The organism is Micromonospora sp. CPCC 206171, assembly GCF_036906755.1.
Lineage (GTDB): Bacteria > Actinomycetota > Actinomycetes > Mycobacteriales > Micromonosporaceae > Micromonospora > Micromonospora purpureochromogenes.
On record NZ_JBAKHT010000017.1, the window covers coordinates 82535 to 108582 of the forward strand.

Sequence of the window (26048 nt, forward strand, 5' to 3'; positions counted from 1 at the left end):
GTCCGGCGGGTCGGTGGGAAACCGCCGGACGTCCGGTTTCCCACCGGATTCAGGAGACGGCGAGGCCCATCGAAGCCCCGTCCTCCCGCAGCGCGGCGACCGCCTCGGCCACCCCGAGCGGCGGCGGCACCGGCAGGTCGTAGGGCTGGTTGCGGAGCACCTCGGTGGCCCGGCGGGTGGGCACCGAGGCGATCGGGTAGCCCCGGGCGGCGGTGCGGTCGAGCGCCCGGCGGCGGCGGCCGAACGCGGCCACGGCGAGCCACTGGGGCAGCCCGGCGAGGGCGGGCGAGCGCATCCCCGGCGACTCCGGCAGCACGTCCACCGAGCTGAACGGCTCGCTGCCGGCCAGCCACAACTCCACCCCGTCGACGCAGCGCCGGGTGGCGTTCTCGCACCAGTACGGCACCAGCCCCGCCCGCACCACCTGCCACGGGTCGAGCAGCCGGCCGCACTCGACCACCAGCCGGTCGCCGGTCTTGCCGGCCCGCCGCAGCCAGCGCCGATACAGGTCGGCGACGGCCGCGCTCAGCGCCGTGGGCCGCGGGACGTGCACCTCGTGCAGCCCGTGGCCGTGGCGCCGGCCCCACTGCCGCGCCCCGTCGAGGAAGCCGGGCTCCACCCCGTGCTCGGCATGCTCGGCGGCGGCGGAGACCTCCGGCGGCTCCCAGTGCCCGCCGTCGCCGCCGGCCGACCGGAGCACCTGGCGCAGCGCGTGCGAGTCGGGGTGGAAGTCCACCGGCTCCAGGCCGCTGCCCGGGCAGCCGAGCTGGAAGCTGTGCCCCTGTCCCTCGTCGCTGACCGGCCAGGTGCGCGCGTCGCGGACCACCAGCAGCGACGCGGCGGGCTCCAGGCGATCGGCCAGGAAGCGGGCGTACGCCCGGGGCAGGGCCTGCCAGCGGGCCACCAGCGACACCGTGGACCCGGCCAGCGCGCCCCGGCTGGCGGGGCAGTGCACCTGCCGCAGGTGCAGCTCGGGGTTGCCGGCAAGCACCCGGGCGGCGAGCGCCGCGCCGTGGTCGAGGGCCGCGCGCGGCCGGTCCACCGCGCCGCAGGTCCAGTGCGCGGTCATCTCGAAGGCGGCGGGCAGCCACGGTACGCCCAGGGCGACCGCCAGGTGCACCGCCGAGGCGTGCGGGGAGCCCAGCACCACCCCGGGGTACCGGCGGCGGGGGTACTGGTCGACGATCCACCGGGCCACCCGCTCGGCGTCGACCTCGGCCGTCTGGTCCGGGGTGAGCGCGACCCGGCCGGCGGCCCGCGCGGCGGCGGCGCGGCGGACCGCTTCCGGCGCCGCGGTGAACCGGGACAGCGGCGTCGACTGGCCGAGGTCGCCGCAGTCGACGCCGCGCAGGGCCCGGGCGGTGGCCGCCACCAGTACCCGGGCCGTGCTGCCCGCGGCGACGACCCGGTCGCCGGCCATGCCGGCGCCCTCTGCCGTGAGCCCCTTCTGCACCTTGGGCACCGGCCCCACCTTGCCTCGTTCGCTCACCACGCGACCCGGCTTCCCGTCCGGATGGGGTCTAAACGGGCATTGGGGGCAATGCTCGGGTGGGCGGCGGTACGCCGGTCCGGGGCGCTCGGGTGAGTCGACGCCCACCGGCGTCCCGCCGCCCCGCCGGGTTTCGGCCGGGCCGGCAGGGGCACATCCGGTCCCATGAGTGCCCAGCACCCCACCGCCGACGCGGCGGCCACCATCACCCCCTACGAGGACGGACCGCTGCTGGTCCGGGGCGACTTCGCGCTGGTCACCCCGAACGGGCGCAGTATCGACGCCCGGCGGGGCACGGTCGCGCTGTGCCGGTGCGGCAAGTCGGCGCTGAAGCCGTTCTGCGACGGCACGCACAAGGCGATCAACTTCCGCGCGGCCACCGACCGGGACGGCTGACCCAGCGCGGGCGTGGTTGCTGACGGGCTCAGGCGGCCACGTCCACCCGGGACGGCTCGGCAACGGCTCGCAGCGACGAACCCCCGGCCGCCCAGCTCGCCAGCAGGTGACCGGCGAAGAGCCCGTCGACCGCCAGGGCGGCCGCCGCGCCGAACAGCACGTCGGCGGCGAGGCCGGGCTCGGTGCGGACCAGCCCGCCGCAGAGGTCGTGTGCGGCGATCTGCTCGTGCACCGCGTCGGCCTCGACGTGCTCGTCGTAGAAGCGGGTGGCTGTCTCGTCGAGCCCGAGGCGGCGCAGGCCGTTGGCGTACCGGCGGTTGGGCAGCGAGGACGTCATCTCGAAGGCGGCGAGGTGACCGAGCAGCGCGCCGCGCAGCCGGCGGTGCAGGCCGAACAGCGAGATCAGGTTGTTGGTGGCGAGGGTGACGGCGGGTGCCCGGTCCAGGTACGCCGCGTACCCGGTGTCCAGATCGAGCCGGCCCAGGGTGCGGCGGAACAGCTCGGCGTGCATCCGGTCCAGCCGGCCGTTGCCGTACTCGTCCATCTGGATCTCCACCAGCGCGGCCTTGGCCGGACCGCCCAGCCGGGGCAGGGCCCAGCTGTGCGGGTCGGCCTCCCGCAGGTGGTAGATCGACCGGTGGGTGACGAACTCGCGGAACTGGGCCAGCGTCGCCCGGCGCTGCAGCGCGGCGGCCAGCGCCGGGTCGTCGTCGGCGGCCACCAGGTCGGCCAACGCGCGCGGCACCCCGCCGGGCAGCACCGCCGGCAGCGGGCCGACCAGCCGGCGCAGCGCCGCCTCGAAGGACCGCTCGGCGACGGACCGCAGCGCCAGCAGCGACGGCTGCCACTCCCAGTCCTCGTCCACCCCCTGCCAGCCCCGGTAGTGCAGCTCGTAGCAGAGGAAGAGGGTGAGCTGGAGGTCCTCGTCGACCACCGGGTCCGCCGGGTCGAACTCCGCGCCCAGCCCGGCCGGCAGCTCGTGCGGCGGCCGGACCAGCGCCTCGATCACGGCGGTGGAGACCGGGCCCCGGGGCTGCGGCAGCGGCGCGGGGCCGTAGCGGCGGTCGACGGAGTCGGACATGGAACCTCCCGGTCACGGCTGGGGGTCTCCTGATGCCCTGCCCCGGTGGCGCTAAACGAGGTCCTCCGCCTCCACGGTCATCCGGGTGGCGAGCATCCGCTCGCGGACCCGGCGAGCGGCGTCGCCGTCGGCGAAGATTCCCCGCAGGTCGGCCAGCGCCGGTTCCGGCGGGCGCAGCGGCACCTCCGGGTCCACCACCGCCTCCAGCACGCACGGCCGGTCCGCGGCGAGCGCCTCGTCCCAGGCCGCCCCGACCAGGTCCGGCCGGTCGACCCGGACCCCGTGCAACCCGAGCAGCCGCGCCCAACCGGCGTACGGCACGTCCGGGCGGCGGTGGGTGGCGTCGGTGACCTGCCGGCCGCCGCCCATGCCGGACTGGTCGCGGTTGTTGAGCACCAGCACCACCAGCCGCGGATCCGCCCACTCGTGCCAGCGGTGCGCCACGGTGATCAGCTCGGCGAGGCCGTTGAGCTGCATCGCGCCGTCGCCGAGCAGCGCGAGCACCGGCTGGTCGGGGTGGGCGAGCTTGGCGGCGAGGGCGTACGGCAGAGCGCAGCCCATCGAGCCGAGCGTGCCGCAGAGCTGCGCGTTCACCCCGGGCGGCAGCTCCAGGTGGCGGGCGTACCAGTAGATGACCGAGCCCACGTCGACGGCGACCGCGCCGCGCCGGGGCAGTCGGTTCGAGAGTTCGTGCAGCACCAGCTGCGGGTTGACCGGCTGGGCGGGCGCCTCGGCCCGGGCGATCGATTCCTGCCGCCAGCGGTCCACCGAGCCCTCGACGGTGGCGCGCCACTGTCGGTTCGGCTGGTCGTGCACCCGGGTGAGCAGCGCGCGGAGCGTCTCGGCGGCGTCGCCGACCAGCGGCACGTCCACCGGGTAGCGGGTGCCGATCCGCCGCCCGTCGATGTCGATCTGGACGGTCCGGGTCTGCCCGGCCATCGGGAAGTAGTCGGTCCACGGGTCGTTCGTGCCGACCAGCAGCAGCGTGTCGGCGCCGCCCATCAGCTGCGCGGCCGCCGTGGTGCCGGCCTCGCCGAGCACCCCGGTGTGGAACGGCAGCCGCTCGTCGAGCACCGGCTTGCCGAGCAGCGAGGTGGCCACTCCGGCGCCGAGCCGGTCGGCCAGTGCCACCACCTCGTCCTCGGCGCCCCGGGCGCCCTGACCGACCAGGATCGCCACCCGCTGCCCGATGGTGAGCAGCGAGGCGGCGGCGTCCAGGTCCGCGTCGTGCGGCAGCACCCGGGCCAGCGGCTCCCCCGGCGTCGCGGTCAGCACCCCGGCGGCCTGCGGCTGGAGATCAGGTACGGCGGTCTCCTGCAACTCCCGGGGCAGCACCACGCAGGTGGGGCTGCGGGTGGCCGCGGCGGTCCGGAATGCCTGGTCCAGCAGGGCCACCACCTGCCCCGGGGTGCGGCCGTACCGGACGAACTGGTTGCACACGTCGCCGAAGAGCCGGCTCAGCCCGATCTCCTCGTGCGCGCCGCCCAGCGGGCCGGTGACGTCCTCCCCGACGATCGCCACCACCGGCTTGCTGTCCAGCTTGGCGTCGTACAGGCCGTTGAGCAGGTGCACCGCGCTGGGGCCCTGGGTGGCCAGGCAGACGCCGATCCCACCGGTGTACTTGGCGTGCCCGGTGGCCATGAACGAGGCGGTCTCCTCGTGGCGGGCCGGCACGAACTCCGGGTCACCCCCGGCAACGTCCAGCGCCTCGACCAGCGGGGCGATGGCCTCGCCCGGGTAGCCGAAGGCGCGGGGCACCCGCCAGGCCCGCAGCCGGTCCACCACCAGGTCCGCGACCGTCCGGTCAGCCATTGCCGCGCCCAGGGGTGCCGGCGTCGACGTAGCGCAGCACCGCGCCGATGCCGTCGGTCAGGTCCGGTGCCTCGTCCCGGCCGAGGACGGCCAGCTCGGCGTCGGTGCCGACCAGGGCGCGGACCAGGGCCGCGTCGGCGCGGACCTGCTGCGGGTCGCGCACCGCGGGGAGCTGCCCCGGCTCGATGGCGATGTCGGTCGGCTCCGGACCGATCCAGAGCTGACCGGTCGCCGACGGGTCGTCGACGATGAGCATGGTGTCGACCTGGTTGCGCTGCAGGGCGGCAACCACGGCCTCCAGCCCGGCGCCCACGTCCTCCTGCATGCCGAAGCGGTCGAGGGCGGCGTTGACGTGCTGCTCGGCGACCTCGGCGATGGCCTGCACGGTGATGTCGTCCATCAGCTGCGGGTCGGCACCGCCGGCGCGCGCGCCCGCGTCGGTACGCACCATCGCGTCCTGCCAGCGGTCCGGCAGCTGCGCGGCGATCATGCCGGTGGCCCGGACGTCCCCGGCCACCACCACCACCTCGGCGCCGACCTGCTCGGCCAACTGGACGGTGGCCGCGACGGCGTCGCCGGCGTTGTGGTGCCACGCCTCCATGGCGGCGCGCTGGTAGCGCGACTGCGACCAGCCGCCCGGCTGGACCCGGCGCAGCTGGAAGCTCTCCCGGCCGGCGATCTGCGCCCGGCGGGGCACCCCACCGGCGCTGATCGCGATCGCCTCGGCGCCGGACCGGTCGGCCAGCACCCGGACCCAGGCGATCTGCTCGCCCCGCTGGGCGACCAGCGGCATGGTGTGCGGCAGGGCGGACCAGACGGCCAGGTCCTTGAACGGTGGCGCGCTGAGGTACTCGGTGAGCACCACCCGGCCACGGGTGGCGAAGATCGCCACGCCGTAGTCTCCGGGCATCGGGTCGTGCCCGCGCACCACCTGCCCGATCGCCTCGACGGTCGCCGCGTCGGCGCCCTGCTCCAGCAGGCGCCCCTTGACGGCCCGCCAGCGGAGGTCCACCTGGGGGTGGGCGTCGTGGGTGTCCCTGGAGGCGTCCAGGTAGACCGAGCACCACGGCCCGGGACGGTCGTAGAGCGGGCGCAGGAAGGACAGCTGCATGCTCAAGACCCCTTTCCAGCTCGGCCGCACGCTTACCCGCGCCACCGGGGATGTCACCTCGCCGGCACGTCCGCGTGACCGGGGTTCATTCACGTCATTCGACCGGGGCGACCGCTACCATCAGTGCACGTATCCGGACTCTCGGTGGTGGCCATGGACAGCGATCTCCGGCTCCGCGTCGTACATCCGACGCAGCGGATCCTCACCGGGCGGGTCGTCCGGTTGCTGGAGGGATATCCCCGCGAGGTGCGGGTCGGCCAGCCGGTGCTGGTGGCGGTGGTGACCGCGGCGAGCGTGGTGGGACTGCTGATGCTGCTGGTGCGCAGCCTGCTGTCCACCGGTGGCGGGGGCGGCGCCCGGCGCGGCTGGAAGGACCTGAAGAAAGGCCCGGAGTTCCTGGTCACCCCGCTGCGGGTGCGCGACGCCGCCGGTCTGCTCTATGAGGTGGAGCTGCACGGCCACCTGCCGCAGAGCGCGCTGCACCCGGCCGACCACGTGCAGCTGACCCTGCGCCGGCAGCCCGACCCGGACCTGCCGCCCCGGGTGGAGCGGATCGTCAACGTCACCACCGGGCAGCTGCTCACCCCGCGCACCGCGACGGTCTGGTCGCACCTGGGGCCGCCGCTGCTGCTCCAGGCGCTGCTCGGCGCACTGCTGCTCGCCGGCGTGGCGGCCTGCTCGGTGGTCACCGGCTGAGGGGTTTCCCGGCCCGCCCCGGGGCACCGCCCGGACCTGCGCGGCTACGGTGGCTCGTCGAAGCCGCCGGCCGGCCTCGACCACGCCGGGTACGCGAAGCGGGCGATGGCGGCCGACGTGGTCGGCCTGCTCGACGCCCTCGGGCACGACCGGGCGGCGGTCGTCGGCCACGACCGGGGCTGCTACGTGGCGATGCGCACGGCGCTGGACCACCCGGACCGGGTGAGCCGGCTCGGCGTCCTGGACGGGGTGCCGATCGGCGAGGCGCTGGCCCGGTGTGACGCCCGCTTCGCCGCCCGCTGGTGGCACTGGTTCTTCCTGGCCCAGTCGGACAAGCCGGCCGAGCGGGTGATCAACGCCGACCCCGACGCCTGGTACGGCGGCTCCCCCGCCGAGATGGGTGCGCAGGCGTACGCCGACTACCACCGGGCCATCCACGACCCGGCGACGGTGCACGCGATGTGCGAGGACTACCGGGCCGGCCTCGGCCCGGACCGGGCGGCCGACGAGGCCGACCGGGCCGCCGGGCGGCGCATCGGCTGCCCGGTGCTGTTCTGCTTCTCCACCCGGGACGACATGGCCGAGCTGTACGGCGACCCGGCCGCGATCTGGCGCGAGTGGGCCCCGGACCTGCAAGTGGCGTCCGTCGACTCCGGGCACCACCTGGCCGAGGAGGCGCCGGAGCAGCTCGCCGCCGTGCTGGGCGCGTTCCTGGCGGCCGCGGGCGGTTAGCCGACCGAGGTGAGCGGGCGGGCCGGCTCGGGGGCGGTGCGGAGCTTGCCCCGCCGGCGGGCCCAGCGCTCGAAGAACAGCGTGGCGAACGGCGGCACGGCGCTGACCAGGGCGACGGCGGTGACGGGCAGGCTCCACCGGTGGGTGCGGGCCATCACCAGCACCAGCAGCCCGTAGGCGACGAAGAGTCCGCCGTGGATCGGCCCGAAGATCTTGACGCCGATCTCGTCGGCGGGCGGGCCGTACTTGACGGCCATGCCGACCAGCAGGGCCAGCCAGGAGCACGCCTCGGCGATCGCCGCCGCCACGAACAGCCGGGTCGTCTTCTCACGCATCGCGCCATGTTATCCAGCCGGGTCGCTCGACCCGGGGCGGAACCGCGGCGCAGGGACGGGGATCACGGAGGCCGCGAATGGGTAGGTCAGAGTCCTTCGGGTCTTCCCCGCCCGCGCCGGGACGTGCGAGGTTTGGGGGAACCAACGGTGACAAGGTGGTGACCAATGGGCGAAGACGTCGGTGCGCGGACCTTCAGCCGAGAGGACCGGGCCCGCTACCGCGAGAAGGTACGCCGTTGCCTGGACGTCTTCGCCGAGATGCTGCGCGAGTCGCGGTTCGACGTGGAGCGGCCGATGACCGGGCTGGAGATCGAGCTGAACCTGGTCGACGAGGAGTCGATGCCGGCGATGCGCAACGCCGACGTGCTGGCCGCCGTCGCCGATCCCAGCTTCCAGACCGAGCTGGGGCAGTTCAACGTCGAGATCAACGTGGCGCCCCGCCGGCTCACCGGCACCGGCACCGCCGAGTTCGAGGAGCACGTCCGGGCCAGCCTGAACGCGGCGGAGCAGAAGGCTCGCACGATCGGCGCGCACATGGTGATGATCGGCATCCTGCCCACCCTGCGCCCGGAGCACCTCACCGCCGCGACGCTGTCGCAGAACCCGCGCTACGAGCTGCTCAACGAGCAGATCTTCGCCGCTCGGGGCGAGGACCTGCGGATCTCGATCAACGGGGTGGAGCGGTTGGCGACCACCGCGGACACCATCACCCCGGAAGCGGCCTGCACCAGCACCCAGTTCCACCTCCAGGTCAGCCCGGCGCAGTTCGCCGACCACTGGAACGCCGCCCAGGCGGTCGCCGGCATCCAGGTGGCGCTCGGCGCGAACTCGCCGCTGTTCTTCGGCCGGGAGCTGTGGCGGGAGACCCGCATCCCGCTGTTCCAGCAGGCCACCGACACCCGCTCGGAGGAGATCAAGGCCCAGGGGGTACGCCCCCGGGTCTGGTTCGGCGAACGTTGGATCACCAGCGTCTTCGACCTGTTCGAGGAGAACGTCCGCTACTTCCCGGCGCTGCTGCCGGTGTGCGACCCGGAGGACCCGGCCGAGACGCTGGCCGCCGGCGGGGTGCCGAAACTGGCGGAGCTCCGGCTGCACAACGGCACCGTCTACCGGTGGAACCGGCCGGTCTACGACGTACTCAAGGGCCGCCCGCACCTGCGGGTGGAGAACCGGGTACTGCCGGCCGGGCCGACGGTGCTCGACACCGTCGCCAACGGCGCCTTCTACTTCGGGCTGGTCCGGGCCCTGGCGGAGTCCGACCGTCCGCTGTGGTCCCAGATGTCGTTCAGCGCCGCGGAGGAGAACTTCACCAACTGCGCCCGGCACGGGATCGACGCGCAGGTCTACTGGCCCGGCCTGGGCTACCTGCCGGTGACCGAGCTGGTGCTGCGGCGGCTGCTGCCGCTGGCGTACCACGGGCTGGACCGGTGGGGGGTGGACCCGACCGAGCGGGACCGGCTGCTCAGCATCATCGAGCAGCGCTGCCTGACCGGGCGCAACGGGGCGACCTGGCAGGTGGAGACGCTGCACCGGCTGGAGTCCGCCGACCACCTGGACCGGCCGGCGGCGCTGCGCGAGGTGGTCCGCCACTACGTGGACCTGATGCACAGCAACCGCCCGGTGCACGAGTGGCCGCTGCCCTGAACGGCGGACCAGGCCCCGGGGCCGTCAGACCTTGAGCACCACCTTGGTGCAGTCGTCCTGCTTCTTCTGGAAGATCTTGTAGCCCTTGGCCGCGTCCTTCAGCGGCATCCGGTGGCTGACGACGAAGCTCGGGTCGAGCTCGCCCTTCACGATCCGCTCCAGCAGCGGCCGGGTGTAGCGCTGCACGTGGCACTGCCCGGTCCGCATGATCAGCGAGCGGTTCATGAACGCCCCGATCGGGAACTTGTCCACGAACCCGCCGTACGCCCCGATCACCGAGACCACTCCCCCGCTGCGGCAGGACAGGATCGCCTCGCGCAACGCGAAGGGTCGCTCGGTCTCCAGCCGGCCGGCCTGCTTCACCCGGTCGTAGGCGTACATCGCGGCGTTGCCGTGGTGCCCCTCCAGCCCGACCGCGTCGATGCAGGCGTCCGGGCCCCGGCCGGCGGTGAGCCGGTTCAGCTCGTCCAGCACGTCGAGCTGCTCGTAGTTGATCGTCTCCGCGCCGGCCCGTTCGGCGGCGAGCCGCAGCCGGTACGGGTACCGGTCGATGACGATGACCCGCTCCGCGCCGAGCAGCCGGGCGCTGGCGGCGGCGAGGAGGCCGACCGGCCCGGCGCCCCAGACCGCGACCACGTCGCCGGGCGTGATGTCGCACATCTCCGCCCCCATGTAGGCGGTGGGGAAGACGTCGGCGAGCATCAGCGCCTGGTCGTCGGGCACCTCGTCGGGGATCTTGATCGGGCCGACGTCGGCGAACGGCACCCGGGCGTACTCGGCCTGGCCGCCGGCGTACCCGCCGAGCAGGTGGCTGTAGCCGAAGATGCCGCCGGGCGAGTGGCCCATGATCTTCTCGGCGATGCCGGCGTTGGGGTTGGAGTTCTCGCAGACCGAGTAGCGGCCCTGCTGGCAGGAGGCGCAGTTGCCGCAGGAGATGGGGAACGGCACCACCACCCGGTCGCCGACGGCGAGGTTGTCCACCTCCGGGCCGACCTCGACCACCTCGCCCATGAACTCGTGGCCGAGGATGTCGCCCTTGCGCATGGCCGGGATGTACCCGTGGTAGAGGTGCAGGTCGGAACCGCAGATCGCCGTCGAGCTGATCTTCACGATGGCGTCCCGGGCGTTCATGATGCGCGGGTCGGGCACGTCGACGACCTTGACGCTGTTCGTGCCCGTCCAGGTGGTGGCTCTCATCGTCTTCCTTCGCGGTGGCGGTCAGCGGGCGGGCAGCGGCTGGGCGGGACGTTGCTTGAGCTGCTGGTGCAGGGTGATCCCCTGCGGGCTGGCGTCGGAGCGGACCACCTCACCGGTCTCCAGCACCTGCTTGAACCGGCGCAGGTCGTCGCGGATCTGCTGCTCCGGCTCCTCGCCGAAGAGCTTCGCCACCGCGCGGCCGAGCCGCCCGGCGGGCGGGGCGTACCCCAACTCCACCCGGACCTCGGTGCCCCGGTCGCCGGGGGCCGGCACGAAGCGGACCCGGCCGGCGTTGGGCACCTGGGCGCCGGGCAGCGAACGCCAGGCGATCAGCTCGTCCGGACGGTCCTCGACGATCTCGGCGTCCCAGCCGACCAACCGGCCGGCGGGGCCCCGTGCGGTCCAGTGCGAGCGGCGCCGGTCGTCGGCGCGGACGGACTCCAGGTGGGCCATGAAGCGGGGCAGGTTCTCCAGGTCCCGCCAGAACCGGTACGCCTCCGCCGCCGGCCGGTTGACGGTGACGCCGACCTCCATGAGGATCAGCCGTTCCCGGGCCCGGCGGGCCCGGCCGGCGCGGACGGCGGCGAGCAGGTCGACGACGGCGATGCCGGCGACGACGGCGGTGGTCACGGCGACCCGCCGACGCCGCTCGCCGCACCGGTCGGCGAGCGCCCGGCCGAGCAGGGTGAGGTCGGCCGCGTCCCCGGCCACCCGGGTCCAGGCCCAGCCGCCGGGGCGACGCCCGGTGAGCAGCCCGGCGGCGTGTCCCAGTTCCCGGGCGGCCACCGCCGGGATGACGCCCGCCGCCTGCGGGGAGTCGTCCACCCCGGTCAGCCGGGCCACCGCCCGCGGGGCGAGCAGCCCGCCCGCGCCCAGGGCGAGACTGACCACGCCCAGCAGCCGGGGCAGCCCGGTGCCCCGGCCCTTGCCTTCCAGCTCGTCCAGCACCGTCGGTTCGGTCCTGTCCACGTCCGCACCACCGTCACTCGGCCGTGACCGCCCACCGAGGACGGCCCGGCGGCCGGAAGCCGCCACGCCTGACGCTATGCCCACCAATCGCCCCACGAGCCCCGAATCAGCCCGAAACCCGCACGGACCTCCGAACGGGGCGAGGGACGGGCTGGATGGCCTCCGGGCGTCGTCCGGCACCGCCCGGCGATCGGCCGTGCTCCAGACACCGTCGGATGTGGCACGATCTGGTAGGTGACCAGCAGATCCTCCGAGGCGCAGCGCCTGAGCGACCTCGCGCGGCTGCGCCGGGTCCGCGACCGGATCGACCGGGAGTACGCGCAGCCGCTGGACGTCGAGGCGCTCGCCCGCGGCGCGAACATGTCGGCCGGACACCTCAGCCGCCAGTTCCGGCAGGCCTACGGCGAGTCGCCGTACTCCTATCTGATGACGCGGCGCATCGAGCGCGCCATGGCGCTGCTGCGTCGTGGCGACCTCAGCGTCACCGAGGTCTGCTTCGCGGTCGGCTGCTCGTCGCTGGGCACCTTCAGCACCCGCTTCACCGAGCTGGTCGGCATGCCGCCGAGCACCTACCGGGCCGAGCAGGCTCGCACGACGGCGGAGATGCCGCCGTGCCTCTCGAAACAGGTGACCAGACCGGTCAGGAATCGAGAAGCACCGGTCACCTAGCCGCGATTAGCGTGACCGCCATGAGGGTCAGCATTCACCACGCCTTCCTCCCGCACACCGACGCGGACGCCGCCCCGGCCTTCCGCGACCCCACGGGCACCCTCACCCGGATCAACGAGCTGCGCTGAGCCGTCCGGCTTCCGGCGCGCGGTCTGGTGCCCGACCACGAGCCGATGCGCGACGGCTGACTGCTCCGACGCCTCGGCCGGGCGCGCCGGGTGGCCGAGGTCACCGGGGCGCCCCGGCCGGAGCAGCCTGGATACCGTGGTTCCTGCGCCGAGCGCGACGCCGACGGAGCCCACGAAGCGGCCCCGCCACACAGATGGAGACACGATGAGCATGGCCACGAGGACGGACCCGCGGTCGCCCGCGCCGCACGTCGCCGACAGCCACGACCTGATCCGCGTGCAGGGCGCCCGCGAGAACAACCTCAAGGACGTCAGCATCGAGATCCCGAAGCGCCGGCTGACGGTGTTCACCGGCGTCTCCGGCTCGGGCAAGAGCTCGCTGGTGTTCGGGACGATCGCCGCGGAGTCGCAGCGGATGATCAACGAGACCTACAGTGCCTTCCTGCAGGGCTTCATGCCGACGCTGGCGCGGCCCGAGGTCGACGTCCTCGATGGGCTGACGACCGCGATCATCGTCGACCAGGAGCGGATGGGCGCCAACGTCCGGTCCACGGTCGGCACCGCCACCGACGCCAACGCGATGCTGCGGATCGTCTTCAGCCGGCTCGGCCAGCCGCACATCGGATCGCCCCAGGCGTTCTCCTTCAACGTCGCCTCGATCAGCGGTGCGGGGGCGGTCACCCTCGAGCGCGGCGGCAAGACCGTCAAGGAGCGGCGCAGCTTCGCCATCACCGGCGGCATGTGCCCGCGTTGCGAGGGCATGGGCTCGGTCACCGACTTCGACCTGTCCGCGCTGTACGACGACAGCCTGTCGCTCAACGAGGGCGCGCTCACCATCCCCGGCTACAGCATGGACGGCTGGTTCGGCCGCATCTTCCGCGGCTGCGGCTTCTTCGACCCGGACAAGCCGATCCGCAAGTACACCAAGCGGGAACTGCACGACCTGCTCTACAAGGAGCCGACCAAGATCAAGATCGAAGGGATCAACCTGACGTACGAGGGGCTGATCCCGAAGATCCAGAAGTCGTTTCTGTCCAAGGACGTCGACGCGCTGCAGCCGCACATCCGCGCCTTCGTGGAGCGGGCGGTGACGTTCACGACCTGCCCCGAGTGCGACGGCACCCGGCTCAGCACAGAGGCCCGGTCGTCGAAGATCGAGGGGAAGAACATCGCCGACGTCTGCGCGATGCAGATCAGCGACCTGGCCGACTGGGTCCGCGGGCTCGACGAGCCGTCGGTGGCCCCGCTGCTCGCCGGGCTGCAGCACCTCCTCGACTCGTTCGTGGAGATCGGGCTGGGCTACCTCTCGCTCGACCGGCCCTCGGGCACGCTGTCGGGTGGCGAGGCGCAGCGCACCAAGATGATCCGCCACCTCGGCTCCTCGCTCACCGACGTCACCTACGTCTTCGACGAGCCCACCGTCGGGCTGCACCCGCACGACATCCAGAAGATGAACGACCTGCTGCTGCGGCTGCGGGACAAGGGCAACACGGTGCTGGTCGTGGAGCACAAGCCGGAGACGATCGCGATCGCCGACCACGTCGTCGATCTCGGCCCCGGCGCCGGTACGGCGGGCGGCACCGTCTGCTTCGAGGGCACCGTCGAGGGGCTGCGGACCAGCGATACCATCACCGGCCGCCATTTCGACGACCGGGCCGCCCTCAAGGAGACGGTGCGCACGCCGACCGGCACCCTGGAGATCCGCGGCGCCGCCACCCACAACCTCCAGGACGTCGACGTCGACATCCCGCTCGGGGTGCTCACCGTGGTGACCGGCGTCGCCGGCTCCGGCAAGAGCTCCCTGATCCACGGCTCGGTGTCCGGGCGGGACGGCGTGGTGTCGGTCGACCAGACCGCGATCCGCGGATCCCGGCGCAGCAACCCGGCGACGTACACCGGACTGCTCGAGCCGATCCGCAAGGCGTTCGCGAAGGCCAACGGCGTGAAGCCGGCGCTGTTCAGCCCCAACTCCGAGGGCGCCTGCCCCACCTGCAACGGCGCCGGCGTCATCTACACCGACCTGGCGATGATGGCCGGGGTCGCCACCGTGTGCGAGCAGTGCGAGGGGAAGCGGTTCCAGGCGTCGGTGCTGGAGTACCACCTCGGCGGCCGCGACATCAGCGAGGTGCTCGCGATGTCGGTGACCGAGGCGGAGGAGTTCTTCGGCGCCGGCGAGGCGCGGATCCCCGCGGCCCACGCGATCCTGCAGCGGCTCGCCGACGTCGGGCTCGGCTACCTCAGCCTCGGCCAGCCGCTCACCACGCTCTCCGGCGGCGAGCGGCAGCGGCTCAAGCTGGCCACCCGCATGGCCGAGAAGGGCGGCGTCTACGTCCTGGACGAGCCGACCAGCGGCCTGCACCTCGCCGACGTCGAGCACCTGCTCGGCCTGCTCGACCGGCTCGTCGACTCCGGCAAGTCGGTCATCGTCATCGAGCACCACCAGGCCGTCATGGCGCACGCCGACTGGATCATCGACCTCGGCCCGGGCGCCGGCCACGACGGCGGTCGGGTCGTCTTCGAGGGCACCCCCGCCGACCTCGTCGCCGCCCGATCCACCCTCACCGGCGAGCACCTCGCCGCCTACGTCGGCGCCTGACCGCGCCCCGACCCCGTCGGACGCATCCGGTTGACGGCGGCGGCGCCGAGGTGATCTCGGCCCCGCCGCCGGCCGTCAGCCGGAGCGACGCCGTGCGCGTCGATCAGCCGGCGTGCGGCCCCAGGCACAGCACCGATCTGGAGGTACGCCCGCGCGGCGTCCAACTCCGCTCTGCCTCTGTCAGTCGTCGTGTCAGGGGCGTGTCAGGCCGGTGACAGGTCGGCCGCCGATCGTAGGCGCATGACAAGTTCAGCGATTGAGGTTTCCGGGCTACGGAAGGCCTTCGGGGACAAAATCGTGCTCGACGGCATCGATCTGGATGTCCGTGCGGGCACGGTCTTCTCCCTGCTCGGTCCGAACGGGGCGGGCAAGACGACGACGGTGAACGTGCTGACCACGTTGATGAAGGCCGACGGTGGGACGGCACGGGTTGCCGGGCATGACATCGCGACCGAGACCAAGGCGGTGCGCGCGGCGGTCGGGGTCACCGGTCAGTTCGCGGCGGTGGACGAGCTGCTGACGGGCCAGGAGAACCTGCGCTTGATGGCGGATCTGAAGCGGATGGGCTCCGGCGAGGGCAGGCGGGTCGTCACGGAGTTGCTGGAGCGGTTCGATCTGGTGGAGTCGGCGCAGAAGTCGGTGTCGACCTACTCCGGGGGTATGCGCCGAAAGCTGGATCTGGCGATGACGCTGGTCGGCAAGCCACGGATCATCTTCCTGGACGAGCCGACGACCGGACTGGATCCGCGCAGCCGCCGCACGATGTGGGACATCGTCCGCGAGTTGGTGGCCGATGGCGTGACCATCTTCCTCACCACGCAGTACCTCGAGGAAGCCGACCAACTCGCCGACCGGATCGCGGTACTCCACCAGGGCCGCCTGGTCGCCCAGGGCACTCCCGACGAGCTCAAACGCCAGGTCCCCGGCAGTCATGTCCGGCTTCGGTTCACCGACGTCGCCGAACTCGACGCGGCCGCGCGGGTCCTCACCGACGCCACGCGGGACGACGAGGCACTGGCCCTGCGGGTTCCCGGCGACGGCGGGACGAGATCCCTGCGGGCGCTGCTGGACCGGCTCGACGAGTACTCGATCAGTGCCGAAGAACTCTCCGTCCACACTCCGGACCTCGATGACGTCTTCCTCGCCCTGACGGGCCGCACCCACACCACGGAGGTGGTCGCCAAATGAGCACCAAGTCCCATGCGATGGTCATGTTGCGTCGCAACTTCAAGCACATCGCCCGGAATCCGACCTCGGTGTTCAACGCGGTCCTGATGCCGATCGTGATCATGTTGATGTTCGTGTACATGTTCGGCGACGCCTTCAACGTCGGAGTCGACTACATCGACTACGCGACGCCGGGACTGATGCTGTTGGCCGTCTGTTACGGGCTGGGGGCCACCGCCACGTCGGTGAACTCCGACATGACGAAGGGCATCATCAACCGGTTCAAGGTCATGGACGTCTCCCGTGGTGCTGTGTTGGCCGGTCACGTCGTCGCCAGTCTGCTGACCAACCTGCTCGCCATCGGGGCGCTCGTCGGGGTGGCGTTCCTGCTGGGATTCAACCCGGCGGCGAGTGCCCTCGACTGGCTCGGCGTGGCCGGCATCGTGGTGCTGCTCGGTTTCGCGGCCGGCTGGCTCACGGTCGCCCTGGGACTGGCGGCGAAGTCTCCGGAGACGGCGGGTCTGGCCTCCGTGCCGCTGGTCATGCTGCCGTTCTTCAGCAGCGCGATCGTACCGGCGGAGAAGATGGGGCCGGGACTCCGGCAGTTCGCCGAGTACCAGCCCTTCACGCCGATCATCGAAACCATGCGCGGGTTGCTCAACGGCGCACCGTCCTCCAGCGACGCGATCACCGCCGTCGCCTGGTGCGTCGGCATCGCTCTCGTCGGCTACCTGTGGGCGCGTTCCACCTTCACGAAGCGCGCCTGAGCTCCCGGGCGATGGCCTTCCCAGGCCCGTGATCGGGCTGACCCGGAAGCCGCCGGCGACGAACTGACCCGGCGCGCGCTCGTCGCCGACGAGCGCGCGCCGCCGCGCGCGGACCGATGCTGCACGGCCAGGGCGGCCGAGCCGCCCACCAGCAGACCACGTAGAGACAAGAGGAGAGGCATCATGCCTACATTCGCCACGCCCGGACCCATCGGCGCCACAGTTGTCGTCGCCGGTGCTCAGGTGCGGGTCACCGCGAGCGACCGGACCGACACCGTGGTGCTGGTCGAACCCATCGACAAGGCGAGCCGGTCGGACGTCAGGGTGGCCGACAAGACCAAGGTCGACTTCGCGGGCGGTCAGCTCTCGGTCAAGACGACCGCCTCCGGGGACAAGAACGGTTCGGTCGCCATCACGATCGACCTGCCCGCCGGCTCCAGCCTGGTCGCGTACCTGGCGCACTCGGATGTGCACGCCGACGGTTCATTGGGAGAGTGCGAGCTGCACATGGCTTCGGGTCGGGTCCAGCTCGATCGCATCAACGCGCTGCAGGGGAACATCGGGGGCGGCGAGGTCACGATCGGCCACATCGCCGAGCGCGCGACCATCGACGGCAGCGCGTTCGCGATGCGGATCGGCGAGGTCATGGACACCGTCAAGCTCTCAAGCGCGAGCGGGCAGATCTGGATCGGCCACGCATCGGCCGACCTCGACCTCACCAGTGGCAGCGGCGGTTTCGACATCGACCGCGCCGACGGCAGCGTCACCGCCAGGACGGGCGACGGCGTGATCCGGATCGGCCGGTTGACCCGCGGTCGGGCGGAGCTGGCGAACCACTCGGGAAACATCGAGGTCGGCATCAGCGAGGGCACCGCTGCCCGGGTGGACGCCAACAGCAAGCGAGGGTCGGTACGCAACTCCGTACCGGCCCAGGAAACCCCTGTCACCTTCGGCAACAGGCTCACGGTCCACGCCCGTACCCGGCACGGCGACATCACCCTTCAGCGCGCCGCAAACTGACGGCGCTCGCCACGTTCAGGGGGCGAGCGTGACCGTCACCACCTGAGACCAGTTCGTCCGCGTGCCTTCCCGAGCCGCCTCGGCGAACCGTGTGTCGCCGAGGCGGCTCCGCGCGGCCTGCTCGATCCGGGCCACATCCGGGTGGGAACGATCCGGCAGTCCGCGCACGCCGGTGCTCGCCGCGAGCAGCCGCGCGGCCTGCTCGTACTCGTCGCCGCGTAGTGCCAGGTCCGCGACGCCGACGAGGATCTGCGCGATCAGGGGGGCGTGCCCCGCCTCGGCCGCCGCCTGGCAGGCCGCCGCATGGTGCGTACGGGCCTCGCCGAGATCGTCGGCAAGGTGGCCGAGCAGGTCGTGTTTCACCGCGCGGATGTTCGCCTGCTCCGCGTCGTTGCCCAGCATGGTTGTCGCGACGCCGAGTTCCTCATACGCCTCCTCGGCGTTGCCGCGCCAGCGGGCGAGTTCCGCCTTCGAGAGGGCCAGTTCGGCCAGCGCATCCGGCCAGGTGACCCGTTCCGCGCACCGTTGCGCCTCGGCCAGGGCAGCCGCGCTGGAGTCCTTGTCGCCCAGCAGCCAGTACAGCTGGGCCTGTCGCGACCGCATGCGGATGACATCCTCGATGGCCCCGACTTCGGTGACGACCGCGATCGCCTGTTCGTAGTGCGCGCACGCACCGGCGAACTCGCCGCGCACGGCGATCCGGTCCGCCAGCTCGGCCAGGGCGATCGAGATCCCGAACCGTTCGCCGATCGCGCGGAACTCGGCGAGCGCCATCTCGAGATACGCATCCGCATCCCGCCCGCCCTGGCCGAGCATGATGCGCATCTTGCCGAGATGGAACCGGGCCAGTGCGCGTACCCAGGGGTCCTCGTCGTCCAGCAATGGTTCCCACGAGGACAGGAGCGCGTCCGGCGCCCGCAACATGCGTTCCAGCGGGACGATCAGTCCCAGCAGCGGATTACGGGACTGACTGCGCTGGCGGAACCGGTATGCCTTGTGGATCCACTCCTGGGCATGGTGCTCGTCGCCCCGTCCGGCGCTCACGAACAGCACAACGAGCGCATAGACGGTGGCGCGGATCTCATCGGCCACCTCTCCAGGCGTGTCGGTGGCCGCGGTGATCAGCTCGATGCCTTCGGCCTTGTGCCCGCTGAGCCACCAGTACCAGCCGGCGCCGGCCGCGAGCCGCATCGCCGCGTGTGCCTCGCCGGCCGCGAGCGCACCACGCATCGCCGCACTGATGTTGTCGTGCTCGACACCGAGCGTGGCGAGCCATTCCAACTGCTCGGCGCGGCGGAGATGCGGCTCGGCGGTCTCGGCCAGCTCGGTGAAGTAGGCGAGATGCGCACGGCGCGCCAGGTCCGATTCCCCCGCCTCCGCGAGCCGGTGCCCGGCGTACTCCTTGATCGTGCCGAGCATCCGGTAGCGCGGTGCATCGGCGCGATCGGCGACCAGCAGCGACTTCTCGGTCAGCGACGTGACCAACTCGAGCACCTGCTCCTGCTCGACCGCGTCGCCGGCACAGACCCGCTCGGCCGCTTCCAGGCTCGCCCCGCCCGAGAACACCGAGAGCCTGCGCAGCACCCTCCGTTCGGCGTCGGTGAGCAACTCCCAACTCCAGTCGACCACCGCGCGCAGCGTCCGGTGCCGCGGCAACGCGGTACGGCTGCCGCTGGTCAGCAGGCGGAACCGGTCGTCGAGCCGGTGGGCGAGCTGGTCGACGGACATGGTGCGCAACCTGGCCGCGGCCAGTTCGATCGCCAGCGGCATCCCGTCCAGCGCCCGGCAGACCCGCAGCATCGTCGACAACGTGTGGGCGTCGACCGCGAGGTCCCTGCGCACCGCGCCCGCCCGGTCCCGCAGCAACCGGACGGCCGGCGCGGACTCGATCTCGCCGGGGCCGGCGTCCCCCGCCGGCAGGGCCAGCGGCTCGACCAGCCACAGCGCCTCACCGGTGATGCCGAGCGGTTCCCTGCTCGTCGCCAGGATCCGCAGCCGCCGGCACTCCCCGAGCACGCGATGGGCGAACGTCGCCGCCGACTCGATCACGTGCTCACAGTTGTCCAGGATCAGCAGCGCCTCGCGCTCGCGGATCGCGGCGATGAGCCGGTCCGTCGGCTCCGCGCTCGGTGCCTCGCCGAGCAGCGCGTCCCGCAGGCCGAGCCCGGCGAGCGCCGACTGCGTCACCTCACCGTCGGCGCCGATGGCGGCGAGCTCCACCAGCCAGGCCCCGTCCGGCAGGTCACCGAGCAGCGTGCGCGCGGTTTCCGTGGCCAGCCTGGTCTTCCCCGAGCCGCCCGGCCCGATCAGGGTGGTGAGCCGATGGTCGGCGACGAGTTCGCGGACCGCGGCGACATCGGCGTCCTTGCCGACGAAGCTGGTCAGTTCGGCGCGCAGGTTGGTCTTCCGGTTCTCCTCCCGCCGTCCCAGCTCGCCGCGCAGCAGCGCGACGTGCAAGGCGGACAGCTCCGGTGCGGGGTCGACGCCCAGCGTGTCGGCCAGGGCTTCTCTGGTGCGCTGGTACACCAGCAGCGCCTCGCTGCCCCGACCGGCCGCCACGAGGGCACGCATCAGCGCGGCGACGAGCCGTTCTCGCACCGGATGCGCGGCCACCAGGTCGGTCAGCTCGGTGACCAGCTCCGCACCGTGGCCGAGGTCGACCTCCGCATCGAACCGATCCTCCAAGGCCCTCAGGCGCAGCCCCTCGAGCCGGGTGGCCGCCGCGTCGAACGCGGCACTGCCCTGCAGACCGACGTCCTGCAGGGCCGCACCCCGCCACAGGGCGAGGGCCTCGCGGAGCAGCCGCACCCGCCGTGGACCGTCGTCATTGCGGGCCTGGCCCGCGGTGACGAGGCGTTCGAACCGCACGGCGTCGACGGCGTCGGGTTCCATCGTCAAGCGGTAGCCGTCCGGCTGCCCCTCGACCGATCCTTCCGGCAGCGCCTTACGCAGCCGGGAGACCAGGCGGTGCAGGGCGTTCGTCGCGTCGGCGGGCCGGTGTTCACCCCAGATCCAGTCGACGAGCGTCGCCTTCGGGACCACCCGACCGGGTTCGAGCGCGAGAGCGATCAACAGTCCGCGCAGCCGCGCGCCCGGCACGTCGGCGAGGGCCCCGTCGTCCGTGCGAACCTCGAACGATCCGAGCATCCCGATCTGCACGCAGCAGATCTTGCCATGGGCCGCCGACCGCAGAGCGCCACGATCGCCGCCGTCGTAAGGTCCGCACCTCGCCGGGCCACGCCTGCTACTGACGGCGACGCCCACCGCGGCGGCGAGCACACCCGATCGGCGGCAGACGAGGTGGTTGCTGGTGGCCGCGTTCGTCGCCCCGGCGCTGCTGGTCACCCCCGGCTGGCTGGCGGTGGCCCGCCGCCTGCGGTGGCGATGTCTAGAGTCTGCGTCGTGACCGACACTGGAGCCGACGTCGACAAGCGCGTCGCCGAGGCGTGGGCGCGGATCGAGGCTGGCCTGAGTCGCGTCCTGCCGGCTTCCCTACGGCAGCTCAACGCGCCGGCTCCGGTAGCGGCGATCGATGCGGTGGAGGCGGCCCTGGCCGTAGCACTGCCGCAGGATTTCCGCGTCAGTCTCCGCATTCACGATGGAACCGACCCCGGCCCGACCCTGCCGTCCCCTGAGCCCAGCCCGGTACCGCTGACGTACCTCTGCGACACCAACGACATCATCGAGATGACCCGGATGTGGCGCGACAACTATCATCCGGAGCCGGACTGGGACGATCCTCAGGTCTGGGCACACCTGGTCGATACGGAGATGCTCTTCCTGAACGGGCCGGTGCGACCGATCGTCGGTTCGCCGGGCGCAGTGGTGGTGGGCGACATGAACGGCGACGTCCGGTGGCTGCTCGACTTCGATCCGGCCCCGGGGGGAACGCCCGGACAGGTGGTTCGGGTCGATGTCGAATGCGCCTCGTGGGACGTGCTGGCCCCGTCCTGGACGCAACTGCTCGTCCGCTACGCCGAGGATCTCAAACTGTTCGCCGCTGATCCTGACAACTCGCCTCTGGAGATCGATCCCCTCGCGGGACCGGCGTGCGAATGGGGCAGCACGCCGTCGGACTCGTGGGGGACGCGTCCGGCATGGCTCCAGGATGTCCAAGCTCGCAGTCCACACCCGTAATCCGGCGCCCGCATACGTTCCGAGGTCGCAGGCCTCAGAGCGCCACGATCGCCGCCGTCTCCGCCGGCAGCTCGATCCCGTCCCGCATCACCGTGACCCCGGTCCCGGTGGCCAGCAGCACGGTGCGCACCACCCCCGGCAGGTTGATCCGCTGCGCCTTCCCGGCGAGGTTCGCCACCACCAGGTGCTCGCCCCGGCGCATCAGCAGGAAGCGGTCGCCGTGGCGTACCTCGACCCGGTCCAGCCGGGGGTCGGACAGGTCGGGGCGGCTCTTGCGCAGCGCGATCAGCCGGCGGTGGAACTCGTACATCTCCCGGTGCTCGGGCTTGTCCAGCTCGGCCCAGTCCAGCCGGGAGCGCAGGAAGGTCTGCGGGTCCTGCGGGTCGGGCACGTCACCCGGCGGCCAGCCGTGCGCGGCGAACTCGCGCCGGCGGCCGGTGGCCACGGCGGTGGCCAGCTCCGGCTCGGGGTGGCTGGTGAAGAACTGCCAGGGCGTGCTGGCCGCCCACTCCTCGCCCATGAACAGCATCGGGGTGAACGGCGCGGTCATCAGCAGCACCGCGCCGACCCGCAGCAGCGCCGGGGAGAGGCTGGCGGAGATCCGGTCGCCGGTGGCCCGGTTGCCGATCTGGTCGTGGTTCTGCAGGTACGCCACGAAGCGGTGCCCCGGGGTCCGCTGCCGGTCCACCGGCCGCCCGTGGCTGCGGTTGCGGAAGCTGGACCAACTGCCGGCGTGGAAGAACGCGCCGGTCAGCACGTCGGTCAGGCACTCCAGCGAGCCGAAGTCGCCGTAGTAGCCCTGCCGCTCCCCGGTGAGCAGGGTGTGCAGGGCGTGGTGGGCGTCGTCGTTCCACTGGGCGTGCAGGCCGAAGCCGCCGGCCTCGCGTGGGGTGATCAGCTTCGGGTCGTTGAGGTCGGACTCGGCGATCAGCGACAGCGGCCGGCCCAGGTGGGTCGAGAGCGCCTCCACCTCGGTGGCCACCTGCTCCAGGAAGTGGGTGGCCCGGGAGTCGGGCATGGCGTGCACGGCGTCCAGCCGCAGCCCGTCGACGTGGTAGTCACGCAGCCACATCAGCACGCTGTCGACGATGTAGCGGCGCACCCCGTCGGAATGCGGGCCGTCCAGGTTGACGGTGCGGCCCCAGGTGTTGCTCTGCTCGGTGAGGTACGGCGCGAACATCGGCGCGTAGGCCCCGGAGGGCCCGAAATGGTTGTAGACGACGTCGAGGATCACCCCCAGCCCCTTGGCGTGGGCGGCGTCGACCAGCCGTTTCAGCCCGTCCGGGCCGCCGTAGGGCTGGTGCGGGGCGTACCAGCAGACCCCGTCGTAGCCCCAGTTGTACTCGCCGTTGAAGGCGTTGACCGGCAGCAGCTCGATCATGTCGACGCCGAGGTCGGCCAGGTGGTCCAGGCGGCCGATCGCCGCGTCGAAGGTGCCCTCGGGGGTGAAGGTGCCGACGTGCAGCTCGTACAGGACGCTGCCCGGTAGCTGCCGGCCGGTCCAGTCCTGGTCGGCCCAGCGGAAGGCGGTGTGGTCGTAGAGCCGGCTGGGCCCGTGCACACCGGCGGGCTGCCAGGCGGAGCGGGGATCGGGCAGGGCCCGCTCGTCGTCGTCGAGCAGGAACGCGTAGTCGGTGCCCGGCCCGGCGTCGGGAACCTCGAAACGCCACCAGCCGTCGGGGCCGGCGCGCATGTCGTGGTCGGCCACGCCGGGCAGGCGCAGCCGGACCCGTGCGGCCTCGGGAGCCCACACCGTGAACTCGGTCATGCGGCAGCCTCCACGGAGTCGGTGGGAGCCAGCAGGGCGACGGGATAGGTGCTCAGCAGATCATCCAGGAGCAGCTCAGACCCACTGTAGACCCGACCGGTGAACACGTCCGTAACACTGTTGCCGGAAATCGGTAGGGTGGTCCGCCGCCAGCCGCCCGAGCGGGCCAGCCCCAGCGGGAGGCGGGTGGCCACCGCGACCGCGCCGCCCCGGTCGAAGGCGACCGCGTGCGCACCAGCCGGCCCGCGTGCGGCGACCGGCCGGTAGGTGGTGAACAGCTCCGGGTGGTCGCGGCGCAGCCGCAGGGTCCGGGAGACCACCAGCAGCTTCGCCGCGCCGTCGGCGGCGACCGCGGGCCGCCGGCCGCCGTCGAGCCGGGCCAGCAGCTCCCGGCGTACGGCGAAGTCGACCGGGCGGCGGTTGTCCGGGTCGACCAGGCTGTTCTCCCACAGCTCGGTGCCCTGGTAGGTGTCCGGCACACCGGGCATGGCGAGCTGCACCAGCTTCTGCCCGAGGGAGTTGGACCAGCCGGCCGGGGTGATCTCGTCGGCGAAGCCGGTGATCTCGGCGCGCAGCGCCGGGTCGTCGTACATCCGGTCGACCAGGGCGTGCAGGTCGCGCTCGAAGGCCAGGTCGGGGTCGGCCCAGCTGGTGGAGACCGACGCCTCCCGGGCGGCCTTCTCCACGTACGCGTGCAGCCGCTCGCGCTCGACGGGCCAGGCGCCGACGGCGGTCTGCCAGAGCAGGTGGGCGAAGGCCGGGTCGGCCAGCGGCGCGCGGGACATCCAGTCCTGCACCCGCTCGGCCCACCGCCCGGGCAGTTCCGACAGGACGGCGAGCCGGGCCCGGACGTCCTCGCCGCGCTTGGTGTCGTGGGTGGAGAGCGTGGTCATGCCGGCCGGCCAGCGGACCTGCCGGGCGGCGGCGGCGCGGTGGAACTCCGCCGGCGGCACGCCGAAGTGCGCCGGTGAGCCGCCGACCTCGTTGAGCGCGACGAACCGGCTCCACCGGTAGTAGGCGGTGTCCTCCACCCCCTTGGCCATCACCGCCCCGGAGAGCTGCGGGAACCGCTTCGCCAGCTCGTGCTCCGGGTCGCGCAGGTGGGCGGTGACCGCGTCCAGGGTGGCGGTCAGGTCGGGGCGGCGGCGGCCCGCCTCCGCGCGGGCGACGGCCAGGTGCCGGGCGCCCTCGGGCGGGTAGCCGCGGTAGACCGGGAAGCAGGCGGCCAGCTCGGCGAGGGCCTCCCGGGTGGCCCGCGGGTCCAGGTCCGGCGCGAGGGCGGCCAGCCGGGTCAGCTCGGCGGCGAGCAGCCGGGTGGCGGCGGCCAGCTTGGTGTCGTGGGTCAGGTCCTGCCAGGAGGTGTGCCGGCCGTTGAGCCGGGCGTCCAGGGCGGTGAAGTCGCCCTCGGCACGCGGGTCGACGAAGAGCCCGCAGACCACCGGAAGGGCGTCGTAGCCGGTGGTCCCGTCGACGGGCCAGTCGGGCAGCTCCTCGCCGTACTCCAGGATCTTCTCCACCACCAGCCACGCGTCGGGGGCGGCGGCGCGCAGCCGGGCCAGGTAGCCGGCCGGGTCGCGCAGGCCGTCGGGGTGGTCGACCCGGATGCCGTCCAGCTCCCCGGCCGCCGCCCACCGCAGCACCTCCGCGTGGGTGGCGTCGAAGACCGCCGGGTCCTCCACCCGCAGCCCGGCCAGGTCCGAGACGGCGAAGAACCGACGGTACGTCAGCTCGCTGTCCCCACGCCGCCAGGAGACCAGCTCGTAGTGCTGCCGGTCGTGCACCTCGCGCGGCCCGCCCGCCTCGGTGCCGTCGGCGATCGGGAAGCGGTGCTCGTGGTAGCGCAGTTCCCCGTCGACGACCTTGAGGTCGTCGAGGGCGTCGGGGGTGTCGGCGAGCACCGGCAGCAGCAGCCGGCCCCGGTCCCAGTCGATGTCGAACCAGTCCGCGTACGCCGAGGACCGGCCCCGGCGCAGCACGTCCCACCAGGCCGGGTTGGCCGCCGGCTGGGCCACCCCGGCGTGGTTGGGCACGATGTCGACGACCAGGCCGAGTCCGGCCGCGCGCAGTGCCCGGACCAGCCGCCGCCGGCCGGCCTCACCGCCGAGTTCCGGGTTGACCGCCCGGTGGTCGACCACGTCGTAGCCGTGCGCGGAGCCGGGGGTGGCAGTCAGCAGGGGTGCGCTGTAGAGGTGGGTGACGCCGAGATCGGCGAGGTAGCCGGCCAGGCCGGCGGTGGCGTCCAGGTCGAAGCCGGGCCGCACCTGGACGCGGTAGGTCGACCCCACCCGCGTCGTCGGTGCCGCCGTCGAATCGGGTCGAGGGGTGTCGGGCATG

20 protein-coding genes are annotated in these 26048 nt (G+C 72.8%); 10 read left to right on the plus strand and 10 right to left on the minus strand.

Annotated features, from left to right (window positions below; all coding sequences use genetic code 11):
* Positions 1-49 precede the first annotated feature (49 nt).
* On the minus strand, positions 50-1420 hold the full coding sequence (locus V6U89_RS19835) for a hypothetical protein (protein ID WP_442933956.1): 1371 nt from the start codon (positions 1418-1420) through the stop codon (positions 50-52).
* Between the two features lie 234 nt (positions 1421-1654).
* On the opposite strand from V6U89_RS19835, the gene V6U89_RS19840 reads away from it, so the two are divergent.
* Positions 1655-1885, plus strand: a complete 231-nt coding sequence (locus V6U89_RS19840; protein WP_334572822.1) for a CDGSH iron-sulfur domain-containing protein — start codon at positions 1655-1657, stop codon at positions 1883-1885.
* A 28-nt stretch (positions 1886-1913) separates the two neighbouring features.
* On the opposite strand, the gene V6U89_RS19845 is transcribed toward V6U89_RS19840, so the two are convergent.
* Genes V6U89_RS19845 through V6U89_RS19855 form a run of 3 tightly spaced genes read right to left on the minus strand, consistent with a single transcriptional unit; the run spans position 1914 to position 5889 of the window.
* The gene (locus V6U89_RS19845) at positions 1914-2966 is read right to left on the minus strand and encodes an iron-containing redox enzyme family protein (RefSeq protein WP_334572823.1); all 1053 of its coding nucleotides are present in this window, start codon (positions 2964-2966) and stop codon (positions 1914-1916) included.
* 51 nt (positions 2967-3017) lie between these two features.
* The gene (locus V6U89_RS19850) at positions 3018-4778 is read right to left on the minus strand and encodes a thiamine pyrophosphate-binding protein (protein WP_334572824.1); all 1761 of its coding nucleotides are present in this window, start codon (positions 4776-4778) and stop codon (positions 3018-3020) included.
* Positions 4771-5889: a baeRF2 domain-containing protein gene (locus V6U89_RS19855; RefSeq protein WP_334572826.1), complete on the minus strand. Its 1119-nt coding sequence runs from the start codon at positions 5887-5889 to the stop codon at positions 4771-4773. The genes V6U89_RS19850 and V6U89_RS19855 overlap by 8 nt, the downstream gene beginning before the upstream one ends.
* A 144-nt stretch (positions 5890-6033) precedes the next feature.
* Here V6U89_RS19855 and V6U89_RS19860 point away from each other — a divergent pair, with 144 nt between their 5' ends.
* Both V6U89_RS19860 and V6U89_RS19865 read left to right on the plus strand, forming a co-directional pair.
* A complete protein-coding gene (locus V6U89_RS19860) occupies positions 6034-6585 on the plus strand; it encodes a hypothetical protein (protein ID WP_334572889.1) in 552 nt (183 codons plus the stop codon).
* Positions 6586-6621: 36 nt separating this feature from the next.
* The gene (locus V6U89_RS19865) at positions 6622-7317 is read left to right on the plus strand and encodes an alpha/beta fold hydrolase (protein ID WP_334572890.1); all 696 of its coding nucleotides are present in this window, start codon (positions 6622-6624) and stop codon (positions 7315-7317) included.
* On the opposite strand, the gene V6U89_RS19870 is transcribed toward V6U89_RS19865, so the two are convergent.
* Positions 7314-7652 (minus strand): DUF3817 domain-containing protein, encoded by a 339-nt coding sequence (locus V6U89_RS19870; RefSeq protein WP_334572827.1) that lies wholly within the window; start codon positions 7650-7652, stop codon positions 7314-7316. The genes V6U89_RS19865 and V6U89_RS19870 overlap by 4 nt on opposite strands.
* Before the next feature lie 165 nt (positions 7653-7817).
* On the opposite strand from V6U89_RS19870, the gene V6U89_RS19875 reads away from it, so the two are divergent.
* A complete protein-coding gene (locus V6U89_RS19875; RefSeq protein WP_334572828.1) occupies positions 7818-9296 on the plus strand; it encodes a glutamate--cysteine ligase in 1479 nt (492 codons plus the stop codon).
* 24 nt (positions 9297-9320) lie between these two features.
* On the opposite strand, the gene V6U89_RS19880 is transcribed toward V6U89_RS19875, so the two are convergent.
* The gene (locus tag V6U89_RS19880; protein WP_334572829.1) at positions 9321-10493 is read right to left on the minus strand and encodes a zinc-dependent alcohol dehydrogenase; all 1173 of its coding nucleotides are present in this window, start codon (positions 10491-10493) and stop codon (positions 9321-9323) included.
* A 21-nt stretch (positions 10494-10514) separates the two neighbouring features.
* Complete coding sequence (locus V6U89_RS19885) at positions 10515-11462, minus strand: SRPBCC family protein (protein WP_334572830.1); 948 nt, start codon at positions 11460-11462, stop codon at positions 10515-10517.
* A gap of 234 nt (positions 11463-11696) precedes the next feature.
* Between V6U89_RS19885 and V6U89_RS19890 the strand changes: the two genes are divergently transcribed.
* The 5 genes from V6U89_RS19890 to V6U89_RS19910 all read left to right on the plus strand — a co-directional run bounded on the left by V6U89_RS19890 (position 11697) and on the right by V6U89_RS19910 (position 17809).
* Entirely contained in the window at positions 11697-12131 is a 435-nt protein-coding gene (locus tag V6U89_RS19890; RefSeq protein WP_334572831.1) for a helix-turn-helix transcriptional regulator, read from the plus strand.
* 333 nt (positions 12132-12464) lie between these two features.
* A complete protein-coding gene (locus V6U89_RS19895) occupies positions 12465-14855 on the plus strand; it encodes an ATP-binding cassette domain-containing protein (protein WP_442933954.1) in 2391 nt (796 codons plus the stop codon).
* Between the two features lie 240 nt (positions 14856-15095).
* Entirely contained in the window at positions 15096-16043 is a 948-nt protein-coding gene (locus tag V6U89_RS19900) for an ATP-binding cassette domain-containing protein (RefSeq protein WP_334572832.1), read from the plus strand.
* The gene (locus tag V6U89_RS19905; protein ID WP_334572833.1) at positions 16040-16789 is read left to right on the plus strand and encodes an ABC transporter permease; all 750 of its coding nucleotides are present in this window, start codon (positions 16040-16042) and stop codon (positions 16787-16789) included. The genes V6U89_RS19900 and V6U89_RS19905 overlap by 4 nt, the downstream gene beginning before the upstream one ends.
* Before the next feature lie 243 nt (positions 16790-17032).
* A complete protein-coding gene (locus V6U89_RS19910) occupies positions 17033-17809 on the plus strand; it encodes a DUF4097 family beta strand repeat-containing protein (RefSeq protein WP_334572834.1) in 777 nt (258 codons plus the stop codon).
* A gap of 15 nt (positions 17810-17824) precedes the next feature.
* On the opposite strand, the gene V6U89_RS19915 is transcribed toward V6U89_RS19910, so the two are convergent.
* Complete coding sequence (locus V6U89_RS19915) at positions 17825-20968, minus strand: BTAD domain-containing putative transcriptional regulator (protein WP_334572835.1); 3144 nt, start codon at positions 20966-20968, stop codon at positions 17825-17827.
* Positions 20969-21211: 243 nt separating this feature from the next.
* Here V6U89_RS19915 and V6U89_RS19920 point away from each other — a divergent pair, with 243 nt between their 5' ends.
* Positions 21212-21946, plus strand: coding sequence for an SMI1/KNR4 family protein (locus V6U89_RS19920; protein ID WP_334572836.1), 735 nt, complete (start codon positions 21212-21214; stop codon positions 21944-21946).
* Positions 21947-21980: 34 nt separating this feature from the next.
* On the opposite strand, the gene treZ is transcribed toward V6U89_RS19920, so the two are convergent.
* Both treZ and treY read right to left on the minus strand, forming a co-directional pair.
* Positions 21981-23714 carry a malto-oligosyltrehalose trehalohydrolase gene (gene treZ, locus V6U89_RS19925; protein WP_334572838.1) on the minus strand — a complete coding sequence of 578 codons (1734 nt, stop codon included), beginning with the start codon at positions 23712-23714 and terminating at the stop codon, positions 21981-21983.
* The gene (gene treY, locus V6U89_RS19930; protein ID WP_334572840.1) at positions 23711-26047 is read right to left on the minus strand and encodes a malto-oligosyltrehalose synthase; all 2337 of its coding nucleotides are present in this window, start codon (positions 26045-26047) and stop codon (positions 23711-23713) included. The genes treZ and treY overlap by 4 nt, the downstream gene beginning before the upstream one ends.
* Between the last annotated feature and the right edge of the window lies 1 nt (position 26048).